The organism is Chitinophaga sp., from assembly GCF_035564935.1.
Taxonomy (GTDB): Bacteria; Bacteroidota; Bacteroidia; order Chitinophagales; family Chitinophagaceae; genus Chitinophaga.
In genome coordinates this window covers 1-22,606 of the sequence record NZ_DATMTE010000261.1, presented here as the reverse complement: position 1 = coordinate 22,606, position 22,606 = coordinate 1, and the positions used below count along the sequence as shown (strand labels likewise).

17 protein-coding genes are annotated in these 22,606 nt (G+C 47.4%); 14 read left to right on the top strand and 3 right to left on the bottom strand.

The annotated features are described in order from the left end of the window. The 13 genes from VN105_RS06910 to VN105_RS29755 all read left to right on the top strand — a co-directional run. A partial coding sequence (locus VN105_RS06910) for a VOC family protein (RefSeq protein WP_325639245.1) occupies positions 1 to 309 on the top strand: 309 nt, incomplete at its 5' end. Between the two features lie 101 nt (positions 310 to 410). Continuing rightward, positions 411 to 998, top strand: coding sequence for an RNA polymerase sigma-70 factor (locus VN105_RS06905; protein ID WP_325639243.1), 588 nt, complete (start codon positions 411 to 413; stop codon positions 996 to 998). A 63-nt stretch (positions 999 to 1,061) separates the two neighbouring features. Then, entirely contained in the window at positions 1,062 to 2,267 is a 1,206-nt protein-coding gene (locus tag VN105_RS06900) for a FecR family protein (RefSeq protein WP_325639241.1), read from the top strand. Positions 2,268 to 2,496: 229 nt separating this feature from the next. After that, positions 2,497 to 5,799, top strand: coding sequence for a SusC/RagA family TonB-linked outer membrane protein (locus tag VN105_RS06895; RefSeq protein WP_325639239.1), 3,303 nt, complete (start codon positions 2,497 to 2,499; stop codon positions 5,797 to 5,799). 10 nt (positions 5,800 to 5,809) lie between these two features. Beyond that, complete coding sequence (locus VN105_RS06890; protein WP_325639237.1) at positions 5,810 to 7,270, top strand: RagB/SusD family nutrient uptake outer membrane protein; 1,461 nt, start codon at positions 5,810 to 5,812, stop codon at positions 7,268 to 7,270. A 27-nt stretch (positions 7,271 to 7,297) separates the two neighbouring features. Continuing rightward, complete coding sequence (locus VN105_RS06885; protein ID WP_325639235.1) at positions 7,298 to 8,065, top strand: hypothetical protein; 768 nt, start codon at positions 7,298 to 7,300, stop codon at positions 8,063 to 8,065. A 30-nt stretch (positions 8,066 to 8,095) separates the two neighbouring features. Next, positions 8,096 to 9,025, top strand: a complete 930-nt coding sequence (locus VN105_RS06880; RefSeq protein WP_325639233.1) for an ABC transporter ATP-binding protein — start codon at positions 8,096 to 8,098, stop codon at positions 9,023 to 9,025. Between the two features lie 5 nt (positions 9,026 to 9,030). Next, positions 9,031 to 11,355, top strand: coding sequence for an ABC transporter permease subunit (locus VN105_RS06875; RefSeq protein WP_325639231.1), 2,325 nt, complete (start codon positions 9,031 to 9,033; stop codon positions 11,353 to 11,355). A gap of 23 nt (positions 11,356 to 11,378) precedes the next feature. Continuing rightward, positions 11,379 to 12,692 (top strand): MutS-related protein, encoded by a 1,314-nt coding sequence (locus VN105_RS06870; protein ID WP_325639229.1) that lies wholly within the window; start codon positions 11,379 to 11,381, stop codon positions 12,690 to 12,692. Continuing rightward, on the top strand, positions 12,689 to 14,008 hold the full coding sequence (locus tag VN105_RS06865) for a MutS-related protein (RefSeq protein ID WP_325639227.1): 1,320 nt from the start codon (positions 12,689 to 12,691) through the stop codon (positions 14,006 to 14,008). The genes VN105_RS06870 and VN105_RS06865 overlap by 4 nt, the downstream gene beginning before the upstream one ends. Before the next feature lie 65 nt (positions 14,009 to 14,073). Beyond that, positions 14,074 to 15,552 (top strand): S41 family peptidase, encoded by a 1,479-nt coding sequence (locus VN105_RS06860; protein ID WP_325639225.1) that lies wholly within the window; start codon positions 14,074 to 14,076, stop codon positions 15,550 to 15,552. Positions 15,553 to 15,901: 349 nt separating this feature from the next. Beyond that, positions 15,902 to 16,033, top strand: a complete 132-nt coding sequence (locus VN105_RS06855; protein ID WP_325639223.1) for a hypothetical protein — start codon at positions 15,902 to 15,904, stop codon at positions 16,031 to 16,033. Positions 16,034 to 16,120: 87 nt separating this feature from the next. Beyond that, on the top strand, positions 16,121 to 16,573 hold the full coding sequence (locus VN105_RS29755) for a hypothetical protein (RefSeq protein ID WP_414647233.1): 453 nt from the start codon (positions 16,121 to 16,123) through the stop codon (positions 16,571 to 16,573). 291 nt (positions 16,574 to 16,864) lie between these two features. Here the strand turns inward: VN105_RS29755 and VN105_RS06850 are convergent, their stop codons facing one another. Next, positions 16,865 to 17,317 (bottom strand): VOC family protein, encoded by a 453-nt coding sequence (locus VN105_RS06850; protein WP_325639221.1) that lies wholly within the window; start codon positions 17,315 to 17,317, stop codon positions 16,865 to 16,867. Positions 17,318 to 17,550: 233 nt separating this feature from the next. On the opposite strand from VN105_RS06850, the gene VN105_RS06845 reads away from it, so the two are divergent. Next, positions 17,551 to 18,120: a dihydrofolate reductase family protein gene (locus VN105_RS06845; RefSeq protein ID WP_325639219.1), complete on the top strand. Its 570-nt coding sequence runs from the start codon at positions 17,551 to 17,553 to the stop codon at positions 18,118 to 18,120. Positions 18,121 to 18,144: 24 nt separating this feature from the next. On the opposite strand, the gene VN105_RS06840 is transcribed toward VN105_RS06845, so the two are convergent. Further along, on the bottom strand, positions 18,145 to 19,056 hold the full coding sequence (locus tag VN105_RS06840) for a PorP/SprF family type IX secretion system membrane protein (protein WP_325639217.1): 912 nt from the start codon (positions 19,054 to 19,056) through the stop codon (positions 18,145 to 18,147). 59 nt (positions 19,057 to 19,115) lie between these two features. Next, a partial coding sequence (locus VN105_RS06835; RefSeq protein ID WP_325639215.1) for an Ig-like domain-containing protein occupies positions 19,116 to 22,606 on the bottom strand: 3,491 nt, incomplete at its 5' end.

The following is a 22,606-nucleotide window of genomic DNA, read 5'->3' as shown; positions in this document are numbered from 1 at the left end:
CTTGGATTAAAATTAATTGTAAAAGCATTACCCAGATACGCCAGATTTGAATGCCTGAATGGCAATTCCACCTTTTCCCTTCATGAATCCGGTGAATCGGGCACCAACAATATCTGGCTCTATTTTGAAACAGAAACACTTGATGACGACGTTGATAAATTTCAGCGTAAGGGCATCGTATTTGAATCGTTACCAACTGATCAATCCTGGCTCTGGCGGGAGGCAAGATTAAAAGACCCTGACGGGAACTTACTAATTCTTTACTACGCCGGCGTGAACCGGAAAGACCCACCCTGGCGATTGCATTGATCTTTCAGGAAGGAAGCTATATCCCCCCGCTCATCAACCCCATTTTTATACCTTGATTTTTTAATTACTTTTACATCTCAACTAAAATCGGGTTTGCAAATTTGTCGCAGGAATCTTCTTATAATGAGTATCAGCTTTTGCGGGGATTGGCTTCGGCAGATACATTTCATTATTCTCACATATTTAAAGCGTATTACAGTGCGCTTTGCCTCTACGCCGAAAAGATCATCGGTGAGCCAGGGCATGCAGAAGATATTGTGCAGGACGTTTTTGAAAGATTATGGCAGAAGCCATATGCTTTCGAAACCGTCCGGCATCTGAAGGATTATCTGTATAAGGCTACGCGCAATGCGGCCCTTAATTTTTTGAAAGGGGCGCAGCATAGTAAGGAACGCCAGGCTAAGTTTCTCCATGAGCAGGAGGATGGTGACACAGGGGAAGACCTGGACATCATCCGCATGGAAGTTTTCAGGGTGATCTACCGCGAAATTAACAACCTGCCGGAGAAATGCGGGGAGATCGTCCGCATGAGTTATATAGAAGGATTAAAAAATGAACAGATCGCTGAAATCCTTTCCATTTCCCTCCAAACGGTTAAAAACCAGAAAACCCGGGGACTGAAGCTGCTTAGAATGCGCCTGTCGCCGGCCGTAATTACCTTGTTCTTATTGTTTTCCCACCACTCATAATTTTTTTTCAGTTCTTTTAGTACTACCGGGATACCATGTTGTAATAAGATAAACACATCAGACATGGCGTCTTCTTCAAACGATCCGTTCATCATTGCAGCGCTTATTTCCCGTTCGCAACAGGGCATGCTTACAGCCGCCGAACAGGAGACACTGGATGCATGGATCGCTGCCAGCGACGAGAACCGGCAGTTATGGATGGAATTGAACGATCCGGGGGTACAACAGCAAAACGTGCGGGCAATGGCACGGTTTGATGAAACCGCTGCGCTGGAGCGTTTTCTCACCAACAAACCTGCTAAGAAATCAAAACTGCGGTTCCTGCACAACTGGAAATGGGCAGCCGCGGTGCTGGTGCTGGCGTTAGGCGTATCCACTTATTTCCTGCTTATACATAATGCGCGAACCCCCGGCAGGCCTGGTGGGAATATTGCCCGGCAGGACATTCCACCGGGTAAAGATGGCGCCATCCTCACATTGGCGGATGGTACCCAACTGGTGCTGGATAGTTTAGGTGAAGGGAAAATTGCAACGCAGAACGGTACGCAGATTTCAATGAACAACAACCAGCTTACCTATGATGCTACCGCCGCCACCGACGGGGCGGCGCTGAATACCATTACCACGCCTAAAGGCCGCCAGTACCATGTTATCCTTCCCGATGGAACGGAAGTATGGCTGAATGCAGCATCTTCTATACAATACCCGGTTGCTTTCAAGGGGAGCATACGAAGGGTGAAGATCAGCGGGGAAGTGTATTTTGAAGTAGCCAGCAAGAGCTGGCAGCCCTTTGTAGTAGAAACCAGCCAGATGAAACTGGAAGTACTGGGTACTTCATTTAATGTGAACACCTACAGCGATGAAAAAACAATCCGCACCACATTGCTCACCGGTGCGGTGAAAATAACGCCGGAACCGGGCAGTGTACGTAACTCGCATCACCTGGTGCTTGTACCCGGTCAAACAGCAGTTTTAAGTAAACCGGATGCACGGGGAGGGAGTACGCTTAACGTAATAGCAACGCCGGATGCTGATAAAATTATTGCATGGAAAAACGGCCTGTTTAATTTTGACGGCATGGATCTTTTCAGTGTCATGCGCCAGCTTGAAAGATGGTACAACATAGACGTACAGTATGTTGGGAAACCGGATAATGTCATCTTCAAAGGGAAAATGCACCGCAATACCAATTTGTCTGATGTATTAAAAGTGCTGGAAACAATGGATGTTAATTTCGAATTGAAAGGGAATGTTTTGTATGTAAAATAGCGGGTGGTAAAAGAGGTTGCTTAAACAAAACCGGAAGTGCTTGCGACACTCCCGGCAGATGTTCAAGTAATATAACAATCACAATCAGGTAAAGGACTGTTTATTTATTCACTTAAACATTCCGCCCCTTACGAGAAGGGGCGGATCATGCAAAGTTATGCCAATTATTTTTAATTGCATACGGGTTCCTTATGGACGGAAACGTAGCTCAACCAAATCCCTGTTAGTCATGAAGCTAACATTCTTTCTCCTTACTGCCGCCCTGTTGCAGGTATCTGCCAGAGGCCTTTCACAAAGCATCAGCTTTAATGGTAAAAACGTTGCGCTGGAACAGGTTTTTACAGCGGTGGAATCGCAAACCGATTATGTTTTCCTTTATAAGGCTACCGCCTTATCAACGGCAAAACCGGTTACCATCAATGCCCGGGAAATTGACCTGGCCAGTTTTCTCAACAAGATATTCGAGAACCAGTCGCTTACCTACAGGATCATCGACAAAAACATCCTGGTGTCCCGGAAAGAGACCATAGCGGCTGTAGCCAGTCAACCGGCCGATTCGATGCCGGCAAAACAGGAGATGATCGATGTTTTTGTGTATTCTTCCGGTTATACACCGTTGGTTAGCGCCACTATCAGCAATCTTACCGACAAACGGAATTACCTGACCGCAGGAAACGGTTCTGTCAAGGTGCCGGTAAGGTTGGGCGACCAAATGAGGATCAGCTATATCGGGTATGTGGACCACCTGTTTAAAATAACGGAGCCGGTTGTTGCTGCCAAAGCGTACAACGCAGAACTGGCGCTCTCCGAAAATAAGCTGGATGAGGTGCAGGTCACTGTTTTAGGCACTACCAATAAAAGGACCGGTACAGCGAATATTGCTACGGTGAAAGCCAGTGATATTGAAAGGCAACCCGTGGTAAATGTGCTGGATGCGATTGCGGGCCGTGTGCCCGGCCTGAGGATCAGCCAATCGGCCAACACGGCGGGCGCCAGGAAAGTAGAATTACGCGGGCGCAATGTGCTGAACGAATATAGTTATACAGACCCGCTTTATGTGGTAGACGGCTTGCCGATTGCTACTTTGTCCGTTAATCCGTTGGGAGCAGGCACACCTGTTCAGGGCGGCTATTCCACTAGCGAAAGCCCTCTGTATATGATCAATCCCCTGGATATTGAAAGCGTGGACGTGCTGAAAGATGCCGATGCCACCGCGTTGTACGGCTCCAGGGCGGCAAATGGCGTGATCATCATCACTACCAAAAAAGGAAAACCGGGACCCACCCGGTTTAATGTAAGCTACTCTAAAGTGTTTTCGGGTGTGCAGCGCTACATGGATATGATGAATACGGAACAGTACCTGGCGGTGCGGAAGGAAGCCATGCTGAATGACGGCGTATTTCCTGCCCTGGATAATGCGCCGGATCTCACTATCTGGGATCAGAAAGCCTATACCGACTGGCAACGCGCCTTCTTCAAAAATGAGCAGTCGAATGATGTGCAGCTGAGTGTGGAAGGAGGGCTGCTGCTCAATACCTACCGTGTGAGCGTAGGATATACCTCCACAACAGAAATGTATAACCAGGGCAGGGGAAACAATCGTTTAACAGTGGGCATATCGTTCAATCACCGCAGCCCGAACGGCAAGCTGCAGGTGGAGCTTTCTACCAATAATACTTATTCCAATAATGAAACGGCTGCTACGTTTGATTTTTTCTCGCTGCCACCCAATGCTCCGGGGATCTATGATGAGAACGGGGAATATAATTTTACCCCTTACAGAACCCCGTATGGAAGCAATTATCCATTCAGGGATATAAAAAACTGGGGCGAAAATCAAACGCTGAAAAGTCAGACCAATGTTGGGTTTACCTACGAAATATTCAAGGACCTCACAGCGGGCGTTCGCCTTAGCGGGGAATTTTTTTCCAATAAATCAGGCAACTATATGCCTAAAGCAGGGAAAGATCCCGTGTTCTCTCCCGTAAGCATGGCGTTTTTCGGCACAGGTTCCGGAAAGAGCCTGCTGGTAAGGCCGAATATCAACTATGTTAAACTGTTCGGTGGAGCAAAGGTGTCTGCTTCCCTGGCAGCTGATTACAGTTATGCCGATCAGGATGCGGCAACGCTGTTTGGGATGATGTTTTCTAACGATAATCTCATCAAAAGCTTTTCGAATGCCCAGGTGTTGCAGGCCATGAATAGTTACACCCAGCTGAAAGTGGTATCCCTGCTGGCAACGGTGGGTTTCGACTGGGAAAGTAAGTACATCATTAACTTAAATGGCAGAAGGGACGGTTCATCGCGCTTTGGTGACGGGGCCCGTTTCGGGAACTTTGGATCTGCCGGGGTATCCTGGGTTTTATCAAATGAAGAATGGTTTAAGAATGCCAGCATGAATTGGCTGAGTTTTGCGAAGATAAGATCTACCTATGGCGTTATGGGGAATGCCAATGTGGGTGATTACCAATACCTCTCGCGCTGGTCGAATATTCCGACAGGATACATTGATAAATTGCCTGACTACGACGATCAGACCACCTATACGCTGATACAACCCGTTAACCAGAAATACAGCTGGTCCAGTGCCAGTAAGTTTGAAGTGGGCGCCAGGTTGGGATTTTTCAACAGCATGCTGAATATTGAAAGCAACTTCTACATCAACAGGGACGGAAAGCAACTGACCAACATTACCACGCCGGCATTTACAGGTTTTTCTGCAGTGGTGGGCAACTGGCCCGCTGTTATCCGGAACAGGGGAGTGGAAGTGATGCTGGACGGAACCATCCTGAACACCAATACATGGGGTATTAGCGCGCGTCTCCAGGTAAGTAAGAACAGTAATACGCTGGTAGCGTTTCCGGGGTTGGAAAATTCCCCCTATAAGGATATGTACAGGATCGGGGCATCTGTAACAGCTAAATCCTACTCACATTATATAGGCATCAACCCCATGAAAGGAACACCTGTATTTGAGGATCATAACGGGGATGGAGCCAGTCCTGCGGGCATGAGTTCTACAAACTTCCCGGACACGGAACTGGACGATCATTACAGGATGATTGACCTGAACCCTGACTATTTCGGTGGAATGGGCTTCCGGGTCGACTTCAGGCGGGTACTCTCGCTGGATGCACAATTCAGTTTCGAAAAATCCCTGGTAGCAGACCAGTTGAATAACATCGGGTACGGAGGTATGTCCAACATGGTATTGTACGACGAAATTGAAAAAAGGCACTGGCAGCAACCGGGCGATAAAGCACTTTATTCAATGTATTCCACCAGGAATAGTGGCGGTTTTTTCGGATCGGATGCCTACTATGCCAAAGGCGCTTATCTCAGCCTGGACAATCTTAGCCTGTCGTACCTGCTGCCGGTAGCATGGTTAAAGAAGGTGGGCATGAAGCAGGGATCGGTTTCTGTAAATTCATCAAAGATTTTCAAACTCTCGCAATACAGGCTGTCGGATGTTGAATTGGGTACAACGCCACAGATCAGGAGGATTGCCGCTAACCTGAGATTAAGCTTTTAAAATAAATGGTATGAAAAAAAGTACTTTCCATATAGCCGCAGCCGGTATTTTATTGTCCGGCATGTTAGCAACAGGTTGTAATAAAATGCTGGATATAAAGGACCCGGTAAATTCGATCACCACCAACCAGGTTTTCCAGTCGGACGACCAGGCAGCTATTGCCCTCAACGGTTTGTATTCTTACCTGATCAACGGCGGGCAGAACGAGCTCACTTCATTCGCAACGCTGGGCAATGACCTGTACAGCGCCGGTGGCATTACGCTGGCCGCGGGGCATTCTGCCGATGAACTATTTAACCCTTCGCTCAGCGGGGACGACCTGTATTATGTGGAAACAGTCAACAGGCTTACATTGCTGAACCCTGGCTATTCTCCGAAAATATGGAAGTCGGCCTACAAGGGGATCTTCAATGCCAATGCATTGATAGAAGGGGTGAAGGCTGCCACCTCCAAAGAGTTTACACAGGCCTACAGGCAACAGGTGCTGGGCGAAGCGCTGGCCGTAAGGGCAATGGGGTATTTCTACCTGGTAAACCTGTTCGGCAAAGTTCCCCTCGCCTTATCCATCGATTATAATGATACGAAAGATCTTCCTTCCGCCAGCCCTGACGCCGTATACCAGCAAATCATCGATGACCTGGAAGAAGCGTCGGGGTATCTTTCTGAAAATTATAATGGGAATAATACAGAGCGCATCCGGGTCAATAAATGGTATGTAAAGGCCATGCTGGCAAGGGTTTACCTGTTTACCAAAAATTATGAAAAAGCCTGGCAGAATGCCAATGAAGTAATTGGTCGTACAGACCTGTTTCAATTGGAAAGCCTGGAAACGGTGTTCAGCATATCCAGCAGGGAAGTCATCTTCCGGTTGAAACAGAACAATATTTCAGGAACACAGGGCAATGCCACGCCTGAACAATATTCTATGACAGGGAGGTACCTTACGCCATCGCTGATGAACGCTTTCGAGGCGAACGATAAGAGAAAAACGGCATGGACGGAGGCGGTCGCCAGCGGGCCATTTACCCCTGCCGGTTTTTTGCCGGCCAAGTATAAGATCAATTCCACCAACCGTGTAATAAACGGATACAGGTCTGAATATTACGTGGTGATGCGGCTCGCGGAAATGTACCTCGTAAGAGCGGAAGCAAATATGTTGCGGGGCGCGGCCAATAAAAATGCCGTGATCGATGATCTGAACGCTATCAGGAAACGCGCCGGGCTGCAGGATCTTCCTTATATTTTAACTGATCAGCAGGTAACGGATGCCATTGCCCACGAAAGGCAAACAGAATTGTTTGCGGAATGGGGACATCGCTGGCTGGACCTGAAAAGGACGAACAAGGCCACGGAGGTACTCTCTGCGATAGCTTATAAGCAGCCATGGAATCCTTACCAGTTGCTATACCCGGTTCCACAGGAAGAGATCCAATGGGACAATAATCTCTCCCAGAATATAGGCTACAACTAAAAAGTGATCATCATTAAATCCAGAAAGATGTTTCAATTCAGCTATAAAAAATGTTTCAATACGGGCGTGGTAGCAGTGGGTATACTATTGGCCGGTACCTCCTGTAAGAAGGAATTGAGGGAAGAGATATTTCCGGCGTCTCTGACAATTGTGAACGGAATTAACGACAATACCTCCTTCCTGACTGCCTATTTTGGAGATTCAAAACCCAAAGTCTATGGCAGGTTATCTTATATTGCCAGTGGCAATGCTTATGATTATGCCACTGATAAAATGAGTCAACAGGTTACATTGTTCAGGAATAATGATACTCTCCAGCCTAATAACCCCTTCCTGAAAACCACACTGCAACTGGAGCCCGGTGGGATTTTCACGCATTTTGTGTATGGTAGTCCGGCCAAGGTGAAACAAAAAACTGTAAAGGAAAACCTGCCAGCCCGCAGCCTGAGCGACAGTGTGGTTAATCTCCGGATCATTAATCTTTTCGATAACAGGCCGATCGATGTGATAGAACTGGAGCCGGAGCCAGGTACCCTGGTGTCCAACCTGGCTTATGAACAACTCACTGATTTTATAAAAATTCCTGTTAATGCCTCCTTCAGCAACTTCCATTTTGAAGTGAAAGACCATGCAACAGGCGTTACGCTGGCCACCTTGTCTGAAGTAAATATTCCCCCGGGTTCTCTTATTCCGAATCTCCAGTGGTTGTTTAAGGCACGTACCATGCTGGTAACCGGAACCTGGATGTCGGAGAGTGATTTCTCCGCCAGGGCAACGAGTATGGGCCATTTCTAATTAAATTTTATAAATCATAAACAACATTATATGCAGCCTATATTAAAGGTGGAGAACCTGTCGCATAGGTATGGCAGTTCCTGGGCCATACGCGAAATAAATTTTGAGATCAATGATACCGGGGTTGTTGGCTTGCTGGGTTCTAACGGAGCGGGTAAGTCAACTACGATGAATATCATCTGCGGCACCTTGCTGCAAACGGAAGGGAATATTTCCATCAACGGATTGAACATCAAAGATGATCCTATTGAATATAAAAAACAGATCGGCTTTTTACCGCAGCAGGCGCCCCTGTACATGGATTTTACCGTGCAGGAATACCTGGAATATTCCGCGCAGTTAAGGCTGATGGACAGGCGCCGGATAAAAAGCGCTGTGGAAGAGGTGCTGGAGAAAACGTCCATTACGCAGATGAGGTCGCGCCTTATAAAGAATTTATCGGGTGGATACCGGCAGCGGGTAGGCATTGCGCAGTCCATCATCAATCACCCTAAAGTGGTGATCCTCGATGAACCCACTAATGGCCTGGATCCCAACCAGATCATTGAAGCAAGGAAGCTGATAAAAGAAATTGCGCAGGACCGTGCGGTATTGTTGTCGTCGCATGTGTTGTCGGAAATTAACCTGCTTGCCAGGGAGATCATCATGATCGAATCCGGGCGGGTGGTGTTCTCTGACACGCTTGATGCTTTTAATAATATCCTGCAGCCCAATACCCTGGTGGTCAGGATGCTTCATATGCCTGCGCCGGAAGAATTGATGGCAATGGAAGATGTGCAGAAAGTGGAGTTGCTGCCGGATCACAAATGCCGGATCTGGTTCCAGCCTAACGACGACCTGGAGGAAAGGATTGTGAAAAAGAGCGCTGAGCAGAACTGGCGGCTCACTGCCATTCACACAGAATCTTCGGGGATGGACAATGTATTCAAACAATTATCATCAAATGCTTCTTCAATCTAACAATAATGAAAGTAGTTTTTAATATAGCGCGGGCGGAATTACGGTATTTTTTCTTTTCGCCGATCGCATGGTTTGTATTGATCTTATTCCTGATGGCCAGTGCGGGCATTATTATGGGAAACCTGTTGGATACGGCGCTGCAGCAGGATAGTATGCTGGAGTTGCAGGGACATCTTTTCAGGGGATTTCTCAATTCGCCGCTGACCAGGCTGGTGGTCGGCAATGGGCTGGACACGGTGCTGATGATCTTCTTTTTGTTCATCCCACTGCTTACAATGGGCGTGATCAACCGTGAATATTCCGCCGGTACCATTAAATTGCTGCATTCGTCGCCGGTGAAAACACGGCAGGTCATCCTGGGTAAGTTCCTGGGGGTATACAGTTTTGTATGCCTGATGATCCTGGTGTTCCTGGTAGAGCTGACGATACTGTCCTTTTCTGTCAAAAATGCCGAGGTCCCGCATATCATGGCCATGGTGCTGGGTTTCTTTTTACTGGCGGCCATGTATGTGGCAGTAGGAATGTTTATCTCCAGTTTAACCTCGTACCCGATCGTTGCGGGGATGGGAACATTTGTAGTGCTGATCCTCTTTTCTTCCTTACGGCTGTTGTTCCAGGGAACGGATTATGTGCGGGATGTTACCTATTTCCTTTCCAGTTCGGGAAGGGTAGAAAGCTTGCTGGCGGGCCTTATTACAACAAAAGATCTCATTTATTTCTTCAGCATTACTTCCCTTTTTATTGCATTCACCATCATTAAAACAAAATCCGTTACCGAGTCGAAGTCGTGGCGTGTTTCAGCAGGCAGGTACCTGCTGGTGTTCGTGACAACGGTGGTGATACTGGTGGTTACTTCGCGGCACGGATTGATCGGCTATTGGGATGTGACGAGAAGCAAAGTAAATACACTGCATGAGAATACCCAGGGCGTAATAAAGCAGCTGGACGGATCACCGTTGAAGATAACGCTGTATACCAACCTGTTGGGGTATAACCTGATCAATGGCTTGCCTTCAGCACGTAATAAGTACCTGTGGGACTTCTGGGCCAGGTACCGCCGCTTTTATAATAATATGGAGTTTGAGTATGTTTATTATTACGATGTGACCAAAGGGGATAGCTCGATATTTCAGTTGTACCCCGGCAAATCGCTGGATGAAATAGCGGAGAAGTATGCCGAAATGTATAAAACCGATCTTTCTATCTACAAAAAACCGGCAGAGATCAGGCGCCTCATCGACCTGGAGTCGGAAACGAAGGGCTTATTGATGCAGGTGGAGTATAAGGGAAAGAAGACGTTCCTAAGAACTTACCCCGACCCAACTGTTTTTCCAAATGAAAGGCATGTTTCCGGCAGCCTGTTGCGTTTAATAAATGATCCCACGCCCACGTTTAAATTTCTTACAGGGCATTATGAGCGTTCACCCCTGAAGATGGGCGAACGGGAATATGGCAACCATGCTGTTAATAAACTATCCAGGAATGCGCTGATCAATATGGGATTGAATTTCGATACCATTCCATCCATAAGTGCCGGTGCGTTTAAACCGGAAGATGTATTGGTGATCTCCGATCCGAAAACGATATTGGATCAGGCCATTATCGACAGCGTTAAACAGTATATAGACAGGGGAGGGAATGCCATCTTCTATTCCGAACCGGGCAAGCAGTTTATCATGAATCCAATTCTGAACCATATAGGCGTAAATGCGGATGAAGGCACCATTGTGCAGGTGAACCTGGAGGATCTGCCGCATAAGTTTGCCGGGTTAATTTCAAAGAAAGGTACAGACATGGCCGATGAAGAACCGTTCTTCTACTTCAGGAACGGTATCCTGAATGCCTGCTATACCAATATTGCCGGCGCCAGTGTATTAAGTTATTCCGATACCTCAGGATTTAAGGCAGAGCAGATCACTACCTTACAGAATAATGAAAAAACCTGGGTAGAAAGAGGTATGCTGGTAGTGGATTCCGCAGCACCCGTGTTCAGTGCCGCGGAAGGAGACTACCGGAAGGAAGCGCCTTACGCAGTGGGCCTCCAGCTAACCCGGAAAACCGGCAACAAATTGCAGAAGATCATTGTTTCCAGCGATGCCGATTTGATGTCTGCGATCAGGGGGAACGGGAAGGACTATGGCAATGCGTTCTACAGTTATACGGTGGATAACAAATTCCCGGTTTACCACAATTTCAGGGTGCCCACAGATATATGGCTGACGATCAAAAAGGCGCCTGCCAAAACATTGAAGATGGTGCTTCAATATATTATACCTGCCCTGATCCTGGCTGCCGGTATCGTGATACTGATAAGAAGGAAACGCAAATAATTGTTTTCATAAAAAGTATAATTATGTATTTGCAGACAGATGTGCAAACCATGGATGATCTGCGCTTGTTTTCGAAGGCAGACACACCAGGTATTTACGATATTTATAATCATTCATTTACCCGCGGCGGGCAAACCATTATGGAAGCCATGTTCAGGAAACCACTGAACAACCGGGAAGCGATCATCAAACGGATCAATACTATAGCTGCTTTCGTGAAAATGAAAGCCACCTTTCCTTTCGATGGCGCTATGCTGGACCAGGCAGAAAAATATATTTCTTTTGAGGAGAATCCTGATGGCGGTGCAAAAGTGTCGCTCAGCGAGAAGGAAGTGCAGCATGGCATTATTTCGGTGATAACTCTTTTTCATACGCTCAGGCAGTACCTGGAGTCTGCGGAAATGGTAAAGCTGAAAGAGCTGGAGGAAGAACGGCTGGCGGCTACCGGGCTGTTGAACGACGCGGCTTTTTTACCTGTGTTTAACGAAAAACCGGGCGCCCGGCTTTCATTTGCCGCCGTAATGGCTTTTGATGTATTGATCCGTAATAAGGAGAAGCAGAAGATACTGCAACTGCTGCATTTTATTTATCATATCGATGTGTACGTTTCCGTAGCGCAGGTGACCAGCAAACATCGCCTGGTATTTCCTGTAGTACACCCGAAAGGGACCGGTATTTTAAAAGTGGATGGTGTATACCATCCGCTTTTAAAAAACGCGGTGGCCAACAGTTTGCATATGACGCCTTCCTGTAACCTGGTTTTTCTTACAGGAGCCAACATGGCGGGTAAGTCTACCTTCCTGCGTTCGTTCAGCACGGCGGTTTACATTGCGCATATGGGCTTCCCGGTAGCTGCATCCTCCATGGAGTTTTCTGTTATGGACGGCGTATATACCACCATCAACCTGCCTGATAACCTCGGCATCGGGGCCAGTCATTTTTATGCAGAAGTGTTGCGTGTGAAGAAAATGGGACAGGAACTCAGTGAAGGAAAATCACTGTTTGTATTGTTCGATGAATTGTTCCGGGGTACGAATGTGAAGGATGCGCTGGAAGGAACCGTGGCGGTTTGTAATGCGTTTACCAACCGGAAGAACAGCAAATTCATCATCTCTTCCCATATCATCGAGGCGGCAGACGAGTTACGGAAAAAGGAAAGCGCCGCTTTTTACTTTCTTCCCACCATTATGAGAGGGACGGTACCTGAATACACATATACCCTGCAGGAAGGCGTTACCGACGATAAACACGGAATGATCATCATTAACAACGAAGGCATACCAGACATTCTTAAACGGGGAAACAAAGGTGGAAAAAGGTTAAATAAGCAATTATGAGTTTTAAAATAGATCGTCAATCGGTAGGGGAGCTGAACCTCATGGGAAAATTCCGCCAGGGATCCGTATACTTTTTATTCAATAAAGTAAAAACACGGATCGGTGAGAAACTGATGGATGAAATGTTTTCTCATCCGCTGAATGATGCCGCTGCTATTAACCGGCGGGTCGCAATTTTTGAGTTTTTCGAAGAGAAAGCGATCGCCTTTCCTTTTGAAGCCGACCAGGTTTCCCTGATGCGGGAGTATATAGACACTACGGTGGGGAAGTCGCAATGGGCAGTGACGGCGGATCTGCATCTGCAAAAATTGCTGGCCGGCCTCACGAAAGACGACCGTTTCAAAAATACGCTGCTGCAGTTGCAGGCAACCATTGTAACGTTGAAGAAATGTTTCGGACTGCTGGAATTGCTGAAGCGGGAGAACAGCCCTTTGCAGGACCGTGTGGAAACGTTACTGGCCATCATGCATCAAAAAGACATCCGCAGGATCCTGGACAGCGACATTTACAAGCCGATGCCAACCCGCACGGTATCGGGATATGATTTCCTGCTGCGCAACAGGCACAATGAAGCCATGAAGGAAGTGCTGCGGTTCATTGCGGAAACAGATGTATACATTGCGGTCAGCAATGTATCGAGGGAGCGGTATTTTTGTTATGCCACCGCGGTGGAAAAAGAAGAAAACGTATTGCAGGTACGCAATCTCAGGCATCCCTGTATTTCAAAAGCGGTGGGCAACGATATACACATGGAGGAAGGCAGCAATGTGCTGTTCCTCACGGGGGCCAATATGGCGGGTAAGTCTACCTGGATGAAATCTATTGGTATTGGTATGTACATGGCGCATATTGGTTTCCCGGTGGCCGCTTCCGAAATGGTGTTTTCCGTGCGTGAAGGCATTTTCTCCAGTATCAACGTGGCCGACAACATAGCGATGGGATATAGCCATTTTTATGCGGAAGTAGTAAGGGTAAAGGATGCTGCCCTGGCGGCGGCTACCGGCGAACACCTCCTGCTGATGTTCGATGAATTGTTCAAGGGCACCAATGTGAAAGATGCCTTTGATGGTACCCTGGCGGTTACGAGAGGTTTTTCCGAATACAATAATTGCCTGTTTATCGTTTCCACCCATATCATTGAAGTAGGAGAAGCGCTGAAAGACCTGCCTAATGTGCAGTTCCGGTATATGCCTACTGTGCTGGAAGGAAATGTGCCCCGGTACACCTACACTTTACAGGAAGGCATTACGGAAGACAGACAAGGTATGATGATCATCGAAAATGAGGGGATCATTGCGCTTATCAATAAAATGTAAACAATCGTTTGTTCCGGCACGGCCATATGCCGGGTAGATCACTATTTTTTAAAATCAGTCATAGCATGAAGCAAATATTTGCCTCAGGGATACTTATGTCCCTACTCTCCACAGCCGCCGTGGCCCAGGTGCAACCATTTACCGGGTTTACCAGGCAGGATCTGAAAGATGATTTTAAGTACGCCGTTAAGTTGTTGAAGCAGCAGCATCCGAATCCTTATAAATTCACGGACACCATTACCTTCAACCGTAAAATGGATTCCCTGATGGAGCGGTTGGATAAAGATCCGTCGCTGGTAAGCGCTTTGCGGTATTCTCCCATACAGTTATTCAATGATGTGCATCTGAAACTGGATTATGAAGAGGAGCGGGTGGTAGATGTATTTTATGGTATTCAACATTTTCCGCTGGCTACCACTACTTTTAAAGACAGGATCATCGTGAATGCCAAAGGGGAAACCATCCCTTTTGGTGCGGAGATACTGCGTATTAATAAAATGCCTGCTGCGCAGTTGCTCAGCGAAATTGGCTACGTTACTTACAGCGATGGTTTCATCAAAACGGGCGCCGATCGTACCGGCACCAACCTCAGCTTGTTCATCAGTCTCGTTTTCCCGGAAGCCACCAGTTATGAAGTGGTATACAAAACCTATGGCGCTAAAAATCCGACTACCACAACACTGAAAGCGGTAGACGCTAAAACCGGCTACCATAACCGGAGCCTGGGTGAGCTGCCCTTTAATACCTTCCTGAAGCGTGCCTATATAACGAAGGAATACCAGGAAAAAGAATCTACCGCTATCCTGACCGTTCTTACATTTATGCTACAGGAAAATGCCATGTATAAAGAGTTAAGCGATTTTTTTGCAGAAGTGAAAAAGCGTCATATCAGCAATGTTATTATAGATATCCGGTCGAACGGCGGTGGCAATCCGAATATGTCTGCGCTGCTGTATTCCTTTGTGGCGTTGCAACCTTTCGACAACGTATTTAATTACCGGACAAAGAACATACAGCTGCATGATCCGGAAAACCTGTTAAACGGCTACGGCAACAAAATGGGAGAGGACGAAGTAAAGCAGACGGAGAACTTCCTGAAACAACGGTTCGATTACGACAGTACAAAAGGGTTTTACTATGGCAATGCGCGCCTGGCAGAAGGTTCTATTTCCAACTACCCGCCTGATAAGAATAACTTTAAAGGGAATGTATATGTGCTGATCAGCGGGGGTACGGTAAGTGCGGCCACCTACTTTGCTGCGCTGGTGAAGAATAATAAGCGTGGTATGCTGATAGGTACCGAAACCGGTAGCGGCGAAGCATCTACTACAGCGGCATGGTTCAATACCTATACGCTGCCTGAAACGAAAAGCAAGTTAACCATCCCCATGAGCGAAGTATATTTTATGAAGGCGAAGGAGGATAACGGGAGAGGCTGTATGCCCGATAAAGAGCTGACCTTTGAAGCGTTCCAGGAATATATTCATGCTGGGAAGGATCCGGAGATTCAGTATACGTTGGATCTGATCGGGGCGGGTAAGTGATAGAGTCAATGTTGTTTTGGCCACAATTCCAACCGTGATTAAATACTGCATTTTATGTTTTATGGGAAGGTATTGGGAGGTGCACCAGGCATTAACCTAAAGAGCGCATCCGTACAATCTGGTAGTGATTAGTTAGAGGATTGAGGCGTGAGGTTTCTGAAGACTCGTTACATTTCGTAAATTACGGAATCAGACAATCCAATTTTCATCAGTGACTACGGAAAACGGACAAATTAGAGCCAGGGAAGCATAACAGGCATTTGGGAATGGCGTATTTACTAAGAGGCAACCATATGACGAAGATAAAGACATTTATAATTCTGCAGGCTTTGGATTACTGTCCTTCTCCGTGTTGAGCCAACGAACCGGGAAATGGGGAGACCAGGGGAATGGCACCTATTTTGAAAGAGATCCGGCAAATAACGGGAAATATAATATACATTTTTTCAGGATGGCGCTTGATGGCAAAACCGGCGATTGAGAAGGCCGTGCTGCAAGTCTGTTACCGGTTACCTGGTTGGATGGCTGGCCGGTTATCGGGGAGCCGGGGAAGGATAGTATCGGTACAATGGTCTTAAAAGGCCCCAAACCAATTCAGATTCCCAATGTTGCAAAAGAGAGCCAAACCGATGATGACTTTAATTCATCCGTTTTACAACCGCAATGGGAATGGGACTATCAGCCGAGAGCCGGTAAATGGTCATTAACGGAACGAAAGGGGTTCTTACGGTTACATGCATTCCTGCCTGCAGATTCAACAGGTCGTAATATCCTGTTAAAAGCAGGTAATACTATCACCCAAAGAAGTTGGCGTACCACCTCAAATGAAGTGACCATCCAACTGGACATTAAAGGGATGTGCAATGGAGGGTATGCTGGCCTTACTCATTTTTCAACTTCTGGCACCTCCTGTATTGGGATAAAGCAGTTCAATAATTCCCGGCATCTAACTTATATAAGCCATCATAGAGATAGCATAAGGCCGGAAGTAAAGAGACAGGGTGGGTATTTTCAGCTTTAATACAGAACAGGAATGTGGTTTTGCAGACATCGGTTTTTTCCATTACAGGTATTCAAAATAAGTTTCAGGCAAAGACAGGGAGAGGTAGAGGAAGGTTATTACTTTAAACCAATCGAGGAGCAATATGTTTCCCTGTTGGTTAGTTTCGCGATTGAATAGCCGGCTTTCCATCTATTTTTTGATCCCCGTAGTTTGTTGGATGTTAACCAGATCTTTTACTATGAAGCTCAAAAAAGCGTGATACATTCCTTCGAATTGTATCACGCTTTTTTACTTTATTTTTTATTGCTGTTAATCATTATTAAGTTGTTCTGCCAAACCAACCAGAAGCCCGTCTTTTGCCCGGATGTAGCAAAGCCGGTATATATTTTCGTACTGAACCACTTCGCCAACAAGCTGGGCGCCAAGTCCGAGGAGTCTTGATACCATGTCGTCAATATCCTCAACTGTAAACATAGCCCGCAGATAGCCGAGGGCGTTCACAGGAGCATTCCTGTGATCGGAGATAACGGCAGGGGCCAGGAATCGTGAAAGCTCAAGCCGGCTATGGCCATCAGGGGTAACCATCATAGCAACCTCTACATTCTGATTGCCAAGTCCGGTAACGCGACCAGCCCATTCTCCTTCGATCGAGGCCCGCCCTTCGAGTTTCAGACCTATTTCAGTGAAAAAAGAGATGGCATCATCAAGGGATTCTACAACGATCCCGATGTTGTCCATTCGCAGTAATTTATTTTTTGCCATGGTTTTGTTTGTTAATTATAATGATAATTGCAGATTGAACTTAAGTGGATGTTTAAACAGCTCTTTTACTAAACTTACGCATTATACAAGTTATATCTTTTATCTCTTTTCAATTTTTTAAAATCTTATTTAAGTGTTATGGTTATTTACACCCTCATATTGTCGGATTTGCACCCTGCCTGTGTACCGGGCCTGTCTTAAATTTGTACCATCACTAAACAAATAACAATAAAATGAGAAAGATCAGGATTTTTGAACATAGCTCCCTTGATGGTGTTATTGAGCACGACAAAAACTTCGTATACGGCGGGTGGTCGGCGCCTTATCGTACCCCTGCAGGGCTGGCTATGCTTCTTGAAGCATACGGTACCCGCTTTGATATGCTGCTGGGCCGCAAAACCTACGATGAGTTTTTGGGATACTGGCCAAATGCCGGGGACTTTCCAATGGCCAACGCTATAAACGCCGCAACAAAATATATAGCTACTCATAGGCCTGAGAGCCTGGAATGGGGACCAGTAAAGAGCCTGGGCGAGGACATCATAGAAGGAGTTCGTAAGCTTAAGTCGACAGACGGCCCTGACCTGGTGCTTTGCGGAAGTATATCGCTAACGTCCGTACTGCTCGATGCAGGATTGATAGACGAGGTTATTCTGATCGTATACCCCGTATTACTGGGCAAGGGTAAACGGCTTCTTTCTGACAGCTTTGACGCCCGCGAACTTGAATTCGTAAGCACGGCATCCACGGCAACAGGAGTGCTGGTCAATACTTACCGTCACCTGGGATCGCTGAAAAGTTAACAGGAGCAGGTAGAGCTACAATTTTTACTGCTGCCTGAACAGGTTAACAGTAAGCCCTATTTCATATCCTCCGTCTACATAAGTTTTCATACCATTGGTCTGAGTGGTGTACATGGCCTGCAGTGTAACCGTTTGCAGGATGTTGACGCCAATGCCGCCGGTGAAGCTGCCGGAGGTATGATATAGTGCCAGCACATTGGCTACATTACGCAGGAAGCCCACATTCAGGCCAAGATCCAGTATATTGTCACCTCCTCTTACTCCCCTGTAGCATACTTTGGGTATGATGCTGCTTACAGCGCCTTCCGGTTGAAATTGATAGGAGAGTGCTGTGAAATAAATGGTACCACCATCCACCGCTTTATTATCGCCGGTGAAGAGAGATCTTATATTGGGTAAAGATCCCTGCAGTGTCCAGTGTTCATTGGTATAAGCCGCTCCGAACTCTCCTTCAAAATAGTTATCGCGGCGGTTAAACGCCCCGATGGATGGATCGGTTTCTTCTCCGTTCACTGCTTTATAGTCGATGCGCTGGAAATTCATGGCCAGCGACAGGCCGAGATGAAGTGTTTGTCCGCGATCACCTAATGGCAGGTGGTAGGCATAAGAGATCGCTATGCGGGTACGGTTTAACAGTCCTGCCTCATCATTAAACACATGGAAGCCGGCGCCTACCCGGTTGCCGATATACCCATCAGCGGTGAAAAATTTGGAAACGGGTGCACCGTCAATACCATTCATTTGCCGACGATAGGCGGCGTTCAGATGCAGGCCGCTATCTACTCCGGCCATAGCTGGGTTAGCCAGGTATTGGTTCTGGAAATACTGGGTAGCAGAAGGTTCCAGCAGGGCAGGTGTGGTACTGAGGGATTGAGCCCATCCCTGCTGGTATCCGGCTGTTGTCAGCAACACGAAGCAAAGCAATGAAGTCCGCATATATTTTATATAGCATTGTATACCTGATGAAAGATGCATAATATCACAATTTAATAGGGTCATTGCTGATCCCTGATGATGGTAATATATCCCTTCGCCGTTTTCGTGCTGCCACTGATGGTCAGAATGTAATAGTAGGTGCCTTCCGGCAGCGGACTGCCGTTCATGGTGCCGTCCCAGTCGTTGCTGTAGTTTCGGCGCTGATACACCATCCGGCCTGCGCGATCATACACTTTCACTTCATTATTCGGATAGCTGTCGATGTTCCGGATCACCCATCTGTCGTTTTTGCCATCCCCGTTTGGTGTCAGGATATTGGTAGATTCTACTTTGAAATCTTCTACTACTGCGATGTTGATACTGCCGGTATTCTGACATCCCGCGGCGCTTACTGCGGTTACCTCATAAGTAGTATTGACCATGATTCTTGCCTGCAGCACAGCGGTTTGTTGTCCGCTGATAATACCGTCTACGGTTGTCCAATGATAGTTATTACCTCCGGTGGCGGTGAGTTGTATGATATCGCCTTTGGAAACAGTATTGCCTTTATTACTGCTGATCGTTACTGTTGGCGGTGTGTTGATCGTAACGCTGAAGGTCCGCTGCTGTGTATCCACTCCTCCATTGGCAGTACCGCCGTTGTCTTTGACCGTAACGGTAACATTGGCCTGGCCGCTGGTAATATTGCTTTTTAACTGGTAGTGCAGTACGTCATTCGTTACTGTTAATATATCAAAATAGGACTGATCTGCAGTAACGGTGATATTGTATGTTTGGCCTGGTTCTACCGCTGATATGCCTTTGAGCTGTATGGTATGTTCTTCTGTACCAGCACATTCAACAACATCTGCGATTGCATCCAGCGTAGGTGGCTGATTCACCACTGCGGCTGAAATATTGATAGAAATAGTTGTTGGCGCACTTGTATTCAGTCCGTCGCTCACGGTAACGGTTACACTAACAGTGGTACCTGCCTTGCTGCTGAGTATCGCCGCATCTTTTACGGTGATGGCGCCGGTCGCGTCAATCGCGAAGGCTCCGCCACTGCCATCTGCGGTGATCATCCAGTTTTGTATGGTACCTGCCGCATCGGCAGCGGTGAGTACGCCGGCCTGGGTACCTGCCGGGCTGTTGAAGTTGATGCTCAGTGTTTGAGGATTGATAACAGGAGGGGTTGCGTCATAAATAAAGCTCAGCGTATTAGATACGGTGTTTTCGTTGCCGCCTGTATTTACGGCTGCGCCGGCAGGCACATTCACGTTGACGGTACCATCTGTCAGCGGCGTAACTACTGCGGTATAGTTGATGTGGTCAGTTGTTTGCAGGTTGCTCACCGTTGCGTTAGAAGCAACAATACCTGTAGTTGTCAGCCCAGTCACCACTTCGCTGAAAGTAATATTCACCGTAACAGGTGTATTCACACGCGCTGCAATGTTACCGGATAGTACTACCGAAGGATGCGCTGTATTCACCAGCACGCCGGTGGTAGCAGCTACATTGTTGAGGGTAAGTACAGCATCCTTGCCGGCCGTGTTGCGTATGGTACCGGTAAGTGCAGTGCCGGTTGTAATGCCATCCATATCCATGTCGCCCTGCTGCACGGTGTAGCTGTATAATAAGGCGTTAGTACCGCTGCCGCTTACAAAGGTAGCGGATCTGGTGGTGGCGCCTATTGTTATATCCAGCGATGAAGCACCGGTAACAGTCACCGGTTCACTAAAGTGAACTGTAAAGGAGAGTACCTGGCCAAGCCTGTATGTGGCATTTGCTGGTACGTCTACAGCTGTTACCACTGGCGCTGTTCCTGCAAAAACAACACTTAACGTATTGGAAGCCGTATTAGCGTTGTTACCTACGTTCGCGGCTATACCGGCTGATACCTGCAGGGTTACAGTACCATCGGCAGTTGGTGTGACGAGGGCCGTATACGTAATATTATCCGTTGTCTGGAAGGCGCTTAGAGTAGCGTTGGTAGCGTTAATATCTCCAAGAACAAATCCAGTCACAGCTTCGCTAAATGTAATGGTCACCGTGAATGGCGCAATTACCGGCGAGGTAGCTGTTGTTGAAATGGTCACACTGGGGCTATTAGTATTCACCAGTACGCCAGTAGTGTTCACAGCCGGGAGCGTGAGTACTGCATTGTTACCAGCTGCATCTTTAACGGTGCCGGTGATTGCTGCTCCGAGGGCAATGCCGTCCATGTCTACATCTCCGGCCTGCACCACATAGAGGAAGCCTAGAGTATCTGAGCCGGAACCACCCTGGTAGGCAGCTTGCCGGGTAGTACCGCCAATAGTGATATCGAGTGTAGGCGTGCCTGTTACAGTAATTGACTCGCTGAAATGTGCTTTGAAACGGAGCCCATCATTAAGATGGTAGATGCCGTTTGCCGGTACATCCAAAGCTGTAATAGTGGGCGCCGTACCATCAAAAGTTAGATTTAGAATATTAGAAGCTGTATTGGCGTTGTTGCCCGGGTTTATGGCTACACCGGCTGGTACCTGGAGGGTTATGGTGCCATCCGCAGTTGGTGTAACGAGGGCCGTGTACGTAATATTATCCGTTGTATGGAATGCGCTCAAAGTAGCGTTGGTAGCGTTAATATCTCCAAGAACAAATCCAGTTACAGCTTCGCTAAATGTAATGGTCGCCGTGAATGGCGCAATTACCGGCGAGGTAGCTGTTGTGGAAATTGCCACACCGGGAGTATTAGTATTCACCAGCACACCAGTAGTGTTCACAGCCGGGAGCGTGAGTACTGCATTGTTACCAGCTGCATCTTTAACGGTGCCGGTGATTGCTGCGTCGAGGGCAATGCCGTCCATGTCTACATCTCCGGCCTGCACTACATAGAGGAAGCCTAAAGTATCTGAGCCGGAACCGCCCAGGTAGGTAGCTTGCCGGGTAGTACCGCCAATAGTGATATCGAGTGTAGGCGTACCCGTTACGGCGATGGACTCGCTGAAATGTGCTTTGAAACGGAGCCCATCGTTAAGATGGTAGATGCCGTTTGCCGGTACATCCAATGCTGTAATAGTGGGCGCCGTACCATCAAAAGTTAGATTTAGAATATTGGAAGCTGTATTGGTGTTGTTGCCCAGGTTTATGGCCACACCGGCTGGTACCTGTAATGTTATCGGACCATCAGCAGTTGGTGTGACGAGAACTGTGTACGTAATGTTATCCGCTGTCAGAAGTGTACCTAAAGTAGCGTTGGTAGCGTTAATATCTCCAAGAACAAATCCAGTTACAGCTTCGCTAAATGTAATGGTCGCCGTGAATGGCGCAATTACCGGCGAGGTAGCTGTTGTTGAAATGGTCACACTGGGGCTATTAGTATTCACCAGTACACCAGTAGTGTTCACCGCCGGGAGCGTGAGTACTGCATTGTTACCAGCTTCATCTTTAATGGTGCCGGTGATTGCTGCGTCGAGGGCAATGCCGTCCATGTCTACATCTCCGGCCTGCACTACATAGAGGAAGCCTAAGGTATCTGAGCCGGAACCGCCCTGGTAGGTAGCTTGCCGGGTAGTACCGCCAATAGTGA